Below are 9343 nucleotides of genomic sequence, written 5' to 3'. Positions count from 1 at the left end.
GCTGCTTCAGCCGATTCAACTCATCGACACTGGCGATATAGTCGACCTCGCCGCGCTCGCGCTCCGGGCTGTGGGCTTCGGCAAAGCGATAGGCACGATCGGTGATGTAGCGCGCACAGATCTCCCGGCGCAGGTCGATCAGTTTGTCCTTGCTCTGGCCCTTGTCCATGAGGAAGAACACATCGACGCGGTTCAGCGCCTTCACCGCCTGCATCGTGATGTAGTCCGGATGACCGGCGCCGATGCCAATCACCAGTAGTCGTTTCATCAGAGCACTCCCTCAGGGTCTATGCCGGGCAAGCGTAGCCGCCATCGACCGTTGAACTGCAATTCGATCGACGCCAGCGGCTCGACATCAATTGCGTTGAACGCCGCGCCCTGCACAACCTGCATCAATGCCGCACGGACCACGAACGGATGGGTGACAGCGACCACATGGCCAGGCGCCGACTGCACTTGCATCAGCCATGCCGCCACCCGGGCGCCGAGTTGCGTAACGGATTCCCCCCCAGGCGGCACAACCTGTGGATCGCTGAGCCACGCGTGCAACGCTTCGCCCTCCTCGCGCTGTACATCCTTGATCGACTGGCCATGCCAGTGGCCCCAATCGCAGTCACGCAATGCGTCCTCCACGTCAGCATCGGCACCAAACCACGCGGCCGTCTGGCGCGTGCGCAACTCGGGGCCGCAAAGCAAGCGGCGCGGCCGGGGGTAGCGGGCGGCCAGCGCGTCCGGCGCCAGCGCGATATTTTCAACGGGCTCGTTCGTAGGAAAACGCGCCAGTTTTTGTGCGACGGTTCGCGCATGGCAAATCAAAGTCAAACGGGTGGTCTGCACGGTGCATCGCTCGCTCAGGAGGCATGAAAAACAACGGCGCAACGCCGACGGGTCGGCAATTGTGCCGTAAACCGCGGGCTGCGGGACAACACAAAACGCGCCGGAGCGTGCTCGTACTGTTAGAAAAGCGGCAATCTCTGACACCACCATGGGCAACGGACTACAAAGCCGGTCGACTTTCATGTAGGCCTTGTTACACGGGCATTTCGCACCCTTTTGGAGCCTGTTCAACATGGCGAAAAATTCACTAGACATGTAGCGTCAGTTACATAAATACTGTTTTAACGGATTGTGAAGCGAATTCGACACCCCCCATCCAGCAGGAGCCCGGATGCCCCCTCTCAGAGACCTGATCACTGACCCTGGCCTTGAACTGACGCCATCAGAGCGCAAAGTCGTGCGCGCCTTGCTCGATCAGTATCCGCGCAATGGCCTGGGGCCAATGGCACGCCTGGCCGAACACGCCGGTGTCAGCGATCCGACTATCGTGCGTCTGGTCAAAAAACTCGGTTTTGGTGGTTATGCCGAATTCCAGGATGCGTTGCTCAGCGACATGGACCATCGCCTGCGCTCGCCGCGTACTCTGTTGCAGCCACGTGCGCAACAGCACAAGGACGATGCCTGGAGCCACTACCTGGGCGACAGCCATCGCCTGCTGGTCGAAACCCAATCGCTGACCCAGCCCGAAGACGTGCGCATCCTCAGCGACTGGCTGCTGGATACCCGTCATCAGGTGTACTGCTTTGGCGGGCGTTTCAGCAGCCTGATGGCCACCTACCTGCTCAATCACCTGCGCTTGCTGCGTCCGGGCTGTTTTGCCCTGGAAGACAACGCGCAATTGCCCGACCGACTGTTCGACCTGCAGCGTCAGGACGTGGTGCTGGTGTTCGACTATCGCCGCTATCAGACCCAGGCCCTGCGTGTCGCCAGCGCGGCGAAACACAATAACGCGCGGGTGGTGCTGTTCACCGATATCTACGCCTCGCCCCTGCGCGAACTGGCCGACCTGATCATCAGCGCCCCGGTGGAGTCGGCCTCGCCGTTCGACACCATGGTTCCGGCACTGGCGCAGGTCGAGGCGCTGATTGCCTGCCTGACCCTGCGCAGCCCGGATCTGGCCGATCGCCTGGAAGGCATCGACGCCCTGCGCAACGACTTCAACACCCACCTGCTGGAGGATAAATAAGGATGTTCAGCCTTCCCCACCGCTCGCCGCGGGATCTGCCGTTTGTCACCGATCACAGCGCATTGCTGCTGGTGGACATGCAGCGTGCCTGGCTCGAACCGCAGTACGACCCGCACCTGAACGGACCGGATGCCGAATACTTCCTGACCCGCACCCACATGCAGGTGGTGCCCAACCAGCGCCGGTTGCTCAGCGCCTTTCGCGAAGCGCGGCAGAACGTGCTGCACACCATCATCGAGAGCCTGACCGCCGACGGCCGCGACCGCTCGCTGGACCACAAACTGTCGGACATGCACCTGCCCAAGGGCAGTGAGCAGGCGCGGATCATCGACGACCTGACCCCGGTGGAAAACGAGATCGTCTTGCCGAAAACCTCGTCCGGGGTGTTCAACTCGACCAACATCGACTACGTGCTGCGCAACCTCGAAACCCGTCACTTGATCATCGCCGGCATTGTCACCGACCAGTGCGTCGACATGGCCGTGCGCGACGCCGCTGACCGTGGCTATCTGGTGACCCTGGTCGAAGACGCCTGCGCCACCTACACCCCGGCGCGGCATGACGCCTGCCTGAATGCGATCAAGGGCTACTGCTGGATCACCGACACGCAAACCGTGCTCGGCCGGTTGCAGGAGATGCGCCCATGAGTGCACGCCTGACGCCGCTGCCGATGACCACCATCGTCACCACCGACCTGATCGGCATTACCCGGGGCCGCTCGTTTCCCACCGATGAGCTGGAGCATTATCAAGCCGCCGGCTGCGGCTGGGTGCCGGCCAACAGTGCGCTGACGCCGCAGGATGTCATCGCCTCGACCAACCCGTGGGGCGCTTATGGCGATCTGCGGCTGATTCCGGACCTGAGCAGCCGCGTCACTGTCGGCAACGGCCCGGAAGCCGATGCGCCAGCGCTGGACTTTATCCACGGTGATATCCGCGAAACCGATGGCCGCCCGTGGGGCGCCTGCCCGCGCACGTTGCTGCGTGACGAAATCGAACGATATCGCGACGTACTGGGCCTGCAGGTCAACGCCGCGTTCGAACACGAATTCAACCTGCACGCCGGGTTTGCCGAACACCTGGCGTTTTCCCTCGAAGCCCAGCGTCAGGGCGCCGAATTCGGCGGCTGGCTGCTCAGCGCCTTGCGCGCCGGTGGCGTCGAGCCAGAAATGTTCCTGCCCGAATACGGCAAGCATCAATACGAAATCACCTGCCGCCCGACCCTTGGCGTGGCGGCGGCAGACCGTGCGGTGAACGTGCGCGAAATCACCCGTGAGATTGCCCGGCAAATGGGCCTGGATCTGAGTTTCGCACCGAAAACTGCCGCCGATGCCGTGTGCAACGGCGTGCACCTGCACGTCAGCCTGCTCGATCTGGCGGGTCAGCCGCAGCTCTACGACGCGGGTACCAGCAACGGTTTGTCGAGCCTTGGCCAGCATTGGGCGGCGGGGATTCTGCACTATCTGCCGGCGCTGTGTGCGTTCACCGCTCCGACGCCGGTGTCCTACGAGCGCCTGCAGCCGCATCACTGGAGTGCGTCTTATGCCTGTCTGGGCCAGCAAAATCGTGAAGCGGCGCTGCGCATCTGCCCGACCGTGACACTCGGCGGCAAATCCGTGGCCAACCAGTTCAACCTGGAGTTCCGCGCCATGGACGCCACCGCCTCGCCGCACCTCGCGATGGCCGCGCTGCTGATCGCCGGACGGCTGGGCATCGAACAGCGCCTGGCGCTGAACGCCATCACCGATGAAATTCCCGATTCACTCAACGACGAGCAACGCAAGGCCCGGGGCATCGTTGCCCTGCCCGCCTCGCTGGCCCAGGCGCTGGATTGCCTGCGTGACAGTGCAGCCTTCAATGAATGGCTGCCCAAGCCCTTGCTCGACACCTACCACGCCCTTAAAACCGAGGAACTGGCGCTGACGGAACAGCTCTCGCCCGCTGACCTGTGTGAGCACTATGCACGCCTGTACTGAATCCACCGAGTCGGGGTTGTACACCCGCCCGGTCTACAACCTGAGCCGCGAAGATTCATCGCATCCGTTGATCCTGGTGTGCGAGCACGCCAGCCGCTACATCCCCGAGGCCCTGAACAATCTGGGCCTGGACGATGCCGCCGCCCGCGAGCACATTGCCTGGGACATCGGCGCACTGCAACTGGCAGAAGCACTGTCGGAAACACTCGGGGCGACACTGTTGAGCGCCAACTATTCACGGTTGCTGATTGATCTGAATCGTCCGCGCCATGCGCCGGACAGCATTCCGGCGCAGAGCGAGATTTACCAGGTGCCGGGCAACCGCGAGCTGGACGAAGCCAGCCGCGAATACCGCCGCCAGACGCTGTTCAAACCGTTTCACGCGCGCTTGCAGACGTTGATCGACGCCCGCATCGCCAAAGGCCAGCCGGTACGGGTGGTGGGGATTCACAGTTTTACCCCGGTGTATTACGGCCAGCCACGACCGCTGGAAATCGGCGTGTTGTTCGGGCAGGCGAAAGCCTATGCGCAACGTGTGCTCGACGGCCTCGGCGAACTTGCGCTGAAGGTCGCCGGCAATCAGCCGTACAAGATTGACCCGCTGGGCGACATGACTGTGCCGGTGCATGGCGATGCCCGAGGCCTGGATTCGGTGCTGATCGAGGTGCGCAACGATCTGCTGCGCAGCCCGCAAGCCGTGTCCCTGTGGGCCGAGCGCCTGGCGCCACTGCTGTAACGAATGTTGTAGAAACTGCAGATGCTGTAAATGACGGACCGACATAACAACTAAAAACGCTCGATAAGCTGACAAGGAGTTGCGCTTCATGGAAATAGAAGAGTTCGGCTACAAACAGGAGTTGAAACGTAGCCTGACACTGACCGACCTGGTGGTGTACGGGATGATCTTCATGATCCCCATCGCCCCGTTCGGCGTGTATGGCTACGTCAATGCCGAGGCGCCCGGGATGGTGCCGCTGGCCTACATCATCGGCATGGTGGCAATGCTGTTCACCGCGTTGAGCTACGGCAGCATGGCCAAGGCTTTTCCGATCGCCGGCTCGGTATATTCCTACGCGCAGCGCGGTCTCAATCAACACGTCGGGTTCATTGCCGGCTGGCTGATGCTGCTCGATTACCTGCTGATTCCGCCACTGCTCTACGTCTATGCAGCAATGGCGCTCAATCACCTGTATCCGGACATTCCGAAAGTCGGCTTCATTCTGGCGTTTCTGGTCAGCGCCACCTTCGTCAACCTGCGCGGCATCACCTTCACCGCACGGATGAACATCATCTTCCTGCTGGCGCAACTGGTGGTGCTGGGGATTTTCTTGTTCTACGCCTGGAACGCCCTGCACCACGGCGGCGGCAACGGCGAGCTGACCCTGGCGCCGCTGTATCACCCGGAAACGTTCAACTTCGCCCTGCTGATGCAAGCGGTGTCGATTGCGGTGCTGTCGTTCCTCGGCTTCGATGCGATTTCCACCCTCGCGGAAGAAATCAAGGGCGATCCGGGCAAAAGCGTCGGCAAAGCGGCGCTGATCACATTGCTGGTGATGGGGGTGATTTTCGTCGCACAGACCTGGATCGCCACCGATCTGGCAGCAGGCATGGGCTTCAAGTCCGCCGACACTGCGTTCTATGAAATCGCCGAAATCGCCGCCGGCAGCTGGCTGGCGACCCTGACCGGGGTGGCGACCGCGCTGGCCTGGGGAGTCGCGGTGGCAATCACCTCGCAAGCCGCGGTCTCGCGCCTGCTGTTCGGCATGGCTCGCGACGGCAAGTTGCCGAAAGTGCTGGCCAAGGTGCACCCGACACACAACACGCCGTACCTGAGCATTTATCTGGTGGCGGTGCTGTCGCTGGTGATCTGCTACCTGTTCATCAACTCGGTCGACACCCTGACCTCGCTGGTCAACTTCGGCGCGCTCAGCGGCTTCATGCTGCTGCACCTGACGGTGATCAACTACTACTGGCGTCGGCAAAAGTCCGGTCAGGTCGTGCGTCACCTGATCTGTCCGGTGATCGGCTTCATCATCGTCGCGGCCATCATGTACAACATGGGCGTCGATGCGCAGAAACTCGGCCTGATCTGGATCGCTCTGGGCCTGGTGTACCTGTTCTTCCTCAACAAGCTCGGCGCCAGTACCGCGCTGCCTGACCCGAGCAACGGCTGACAAGAAAAAGAGCGGCGTCTGACAACAGATCAGGCGACCGCCGATTTAACGCGTGGACACCGACAGTGATAGTCAGGTTCGGCGAATTCGCCGGACCTTTTGATACAGGAGTACATCCATGCTGGTCTTACGCCCAGTGGAACCCGGCGACCTGCCGCAATTGCAACAATTGGCGCGCGATAGCCTGGTCGGCGTCACGTCGCTGCCGGACGACAGTGAACGCCTGCGCGATAAAATCGCCGCGTCCTGCGCCTCGTTTGCCAGCGAGGCCACGGCACCGGGGCCGGAAAACTACTTCTTCGTGCTCGAAGACCTCGACAGTCAACGCCTGCTCGGCTGCTCGGAGATCCTCGCCACCGCCGGTTTCAAGGAACCGTTCTACAGTCTGCGCAACCGCCACTTCACCAGTGCCTCGCGGGAGTTGAACATCGAGCACGGTGTACCGGCGCTGTCGCTGTGCCACGACCTCAACGATCACACCCTGTTGCGCGGTTTTCATATCGACGCGGAACTGGTGCGCACGCCGTTTTCCGAGTTGCTGTCGCGGGCACGCCTGCTGTTCATCGCCGCCCACGCGCCGCGCTTCGCCGAAGCGGTGATCACCGAAATCGTCGGCTACAGCGACGAGAACGGCCACTCGCCGTTCTGGGATGCGCTGGGCAAACATTTTTTCGACCTGCCCTACGTCGAAGCCGAGCGCCTGTGCGGATTGCAAAGCCGCACGTTCCTCGCCGAACTGATGCCGCAATACCCGATCTACGTGCCGATGCTGCCGCCCGCCGCACAGCAATGCATTGGCCGCATTCACCCGGACGGCCAGGAAGCGTTCGACATTCTTGAGCGCGAAGGTTTTGAAACCAACAGCTACATCGACCTGTTCGATGCCGGCCCGACCCTGTATGCACGCACGGCGAACATCCAGTCGATCGCCCGCAGCCAGACGCTTGAAGTGCAGCAACAGGCGCACATTGATGCGCGCGGCGGTTACCTGCTGAGCAACGACTCGCTGCACGGCTACCGGGCGATTGTAGCCGAACTGGATTACCGCCCCGATCAACCGCTGGCCCTCACCCCGGCAATGTGTGCGGCGCTGAATGTGACCGACGGCAGCCTGATCCGCCTGATTGCCCTGTGAACCGCGCCCGGTCTCGCACCCAACGACAGTGCCCGAGCAGGCGCGCAGAAGGAGTTACAGCATGATTGTCCGCCCGGTTAAAGTCAGCGACTTGCCAGCCTTGATGACACTGGTGCAACAGGCCGGCCCGGGGTTTACCACCCTGCCGGCCAACGAAGAGCGTCTGGCCCACCGGGTACGCTGGGCGCAACGGGCGTTTGCCGAACAGGTGGAACGTGCCGACGCCGACTACCTGTTCGTGCTCGAAGACGACGACCTGCGCGTGGTCGGTGTCAGCGCGTTGACCGGGGCCGTGGGCCTGCGCGAACCCTGGTACAACTATCGGGTCGGGCTGACAGTCAGTTCGGCCCCGGACCTGGGCATTCAGCGGCAGATTCCGACGCTGTTCCTCAACAACGAACTGACCGGCCAGTCGGAGCTGTGCTCCTTGTTTCTGGGGCATGACCACCGTCAGGGCAGCAATGGCCGCCTGCTGTCGTTGGGGCGCTTGTTGTTCGTTGCCGAGTTCCCGCACCTGTTCGGCGAAAAAATGATTGCCGAACTGCGCGGCAGCGCCGATGAACAGGGCTGTTCGCCGTTCTGGGACAGTCTGGGCCGGCACTTCTTCCAGATGGACTTCAGCCATGCCGACCACTTGTCGGGGCTGGGCAACAAGTCGTTCATTGCCGAACTGATGCCACGTCAGCCGTTGTACACCTGCCTGCTCACCGAACAGGCGCAAGCGGCCATCGGTCAGGCGCACCCCAACACCGAACCGGCACTGAAAATCCTCCAGGCCGAGGGGTTCGCCCATAAGGGCTATATCGACATTTTCGACGGTGGCCCGGTGATCGAAGCGCCAGTGCGCAGCATTCGCACCGTGCGCGACAGCCTGGAGCTGACCCTGAGCCTTGGCACCCCGGACGAGCAGGCGCCGCTGTGGCTGATCCACAACCGTCGCCTGGAAAACTGCCGCATCACCGTCGCGCGGGCCCGTCGGGTCGGCAGCAGCCTGGTGATCGACCGCCTCACAGCCAAACGCCTGCAACTGCAACCGGGCAATTCAGTGCGCGCAGTGATGCTGCCCAATCAACAGCAGCAGGCGGTCGCGGCCTGAATCGTCATCTGCCAGGAGATTCCCTGTGGCGAGGGAATTGATCCCGGTTCGACTGCGCAGCATTCGCAGAATCTCGAAATACGACAGGTTTGAAGAAGGCAGGTGATTGGCTCAGGGGCCGCTTCGTAGCCCATCGGGGATAGATCCCCTCGCCACCGATCAATCAGGTATCCACAGGTAAATCCCCTCCTATAGCGTTGATCGCTGATGAATCCTTTCAGCGCAGAATCCCCCCTCCCAGGTCACCCTCGCAAATTCGTCATGATCCTTGACCCATTCGCGTGATAGCCTTTTCATCCTTCGGCGTTGACACATTTGCTCAAGCCTTCCATTCCTTTGTATTGGTGGAACTCGTATGACCCGGCTTTCCCATCAAGATTTGCGCCGTAGTTTCCGTCAGCTGCTGGCTTCCGACACCTGCTACCACACGGCTTCGGTGTTCGACCCGATGTCCGCCCGCATCGCCGCTGACCTGGGTTTTGAAGTGGGGATTCTTGGCGGTTCCGTGGCCTCGTTGCAGGTGCTGGGCGCTCCGGACTTTGCCCTGATCACCCTCAGCGAGTTCGCCGAACAGGCCACCCGTATCGGTCGCGTCGCCCAATTGCCGGTGATCGCCGACGCCGACCACGGCTACGGCAACGCCCTCAACGTGATGCGCACCATCGTCGAACTGGAACGCGCCGGCGTCGCCGCCCTGACCATCGAAGACACCCTGCTGCCCGCGCAATTCGGGCGCAAATCCACCGACCTGATCACAGTCGCCGAAGGCGTCGGCAAAATCCGTGCGGCGCTGGAAGCCCGGGTCGATTCGGAAATGGCGATCATCGCCCGCACCAATGCCGGCATTCTGCCCAACCAGGAAATCATCAGCCGCACCAAGCAATATCAGGCGGCGGGCGCCGACGGGATTTGCATGGTCGGGGTTCAGGATTTCGATCAG

The 9343-nt window shown here is 62.0% G+C and carries 10 protein-coding genes; 8 read left to right on the top strand and 2 right to left on the bottom strand.

Translation table 11 applies throughout. The features are described from left to right. Together DBR24_RS33350 and DBR24_RS22910 are read right to left on the bottom strand one after the other, a co-directional pair. Positions 1–268: SAM-dependent methyltransferase (locus tag DBR24_RS33350; RefSeq protein WP_371921346.1), on the bottom strand; the 268-nt coding region annotated here is incomplete at its 3' end. Further along, complete coding sequence (locus DBR24_RS22910; RefSeq protein ID WP_367616132.1) at positions 268–1020, bottom strand: histidine phosphatase family protein; 753 nt, start codon at positions 1018–1020, stop codon at positions 268–270. The genes DBR24_RS22910 and DBR24_RS33350, both read right to left, overlap by 1 nt. A gap of 148 nt (positions 1021–1168) precedes the next feature. Here DBR24_RS22910 and DBR24_RS22905 point away from each other — a divergent pair, with 148 nt between their 5' ends. The 8 genes from DBR24_RS22905 to DBR24_RS22870 form a co-directional block, all read left to right on the top strand. After that, positions 1169–2023 (top strand): MurR/RpiR family transcriptional regulator, encoded by an 855-nt coding sequence (locus tag DBR24_RS22905; protein ID WP_123467584.1) that lies wholly within the window; start codon positions 1169–1171, stop codon positions 2021–2023. Positions 2024–2025: 2 nt separating this feature from the next. Next, entirely contained in the window at positions 2026–2670 is a 645-nt protein-coding gene (locus DBR24_RS22900; protein WP_123467582.1) for an isochorismatase family cysteine hydrolase, read from the top strand. Then, a complete protein-coding gene (locus DBR24_RS22895) occupies positions 2667–3998 on the top strand; it encodes a glutamine synthetase (protein ID WP_128615884.1) in 1332 nt (443 codons plus the stop codon). The genes DBR24_RS22900 and DBR24_RS22895 overlap by 4 nt, the downstream gene beginning before the upstream one ends. Beyond that, positions 3982–4734: an N-formylglutamate amidohydrolase gene (locus DBR24_RS22890; RefSeq protein WP_128615883.1), complete on the top strand. Its 753-nt coding sequence runs from the start codon at positions 3982–3984 to the stop codon at positions 4732–4734. The genes DBR24_RS22895 and DBR24_RS22890 overlap by 17 nt, the downstream gene beginning before the upstream one ends. An 88-nt stretch (positions 4735–4822) precedes the next feature. Then, a complete protein-coding gene (locus DBR24_RS22885) occupies positions 4823–6172 on the top strand; it encodes an APC family permease (protein ID WP_128615882.1) in 1350 nt (449 codons plus the stop codon). Between the two features lie 118 nt (positions 6173–6290). Continuing rightward, a complete protein-coding gene (locus DBR24_RS22880) occupies positions 6291–7307 on the top strand; it encodes an arginine N-succinyltransferase (protein ID WP_123467574.1) in 1017 nt (338 codons plus the stop codon). A 61-nt stretch (positions 7308–7368) separates the two neighbouring features. Beyond that, entirely contained in the window at positions 7369–8403 is a 1035-nt protein-coding gene (gene astA, locus DBR24_RS22875) for an arginine N-succinyltransferase (RefSeq protein ID WP_123467572.1), read from the top strand. Between the two features lie 355 nt (positions 8404–8758). Next, positions 8759–9343 (top strand): oxaloacetate decarboxylase (locus DBR24_RS22870; RefSeq protein WP_128615889.1); only part of this gene is annotated, 585 nt, incomplete at its 3' end.

Origin of the sequence: Pseudomonas sp. HMWF006 (assembly GCF_003061205.1) — a bacterium.
Taxonomy (GTDB): Bacteria; Pseudomonadota; Gammaproteobacteria; order Pseudomonadales; family Pseudomonadaceae; genus Aquipseudomonas; species Aquipseudomonas monsensis.
Note: the sequence above shows the minus strand (reverse complement) of the source record. Positions and strands in the feature narration are given on the sequence as shown.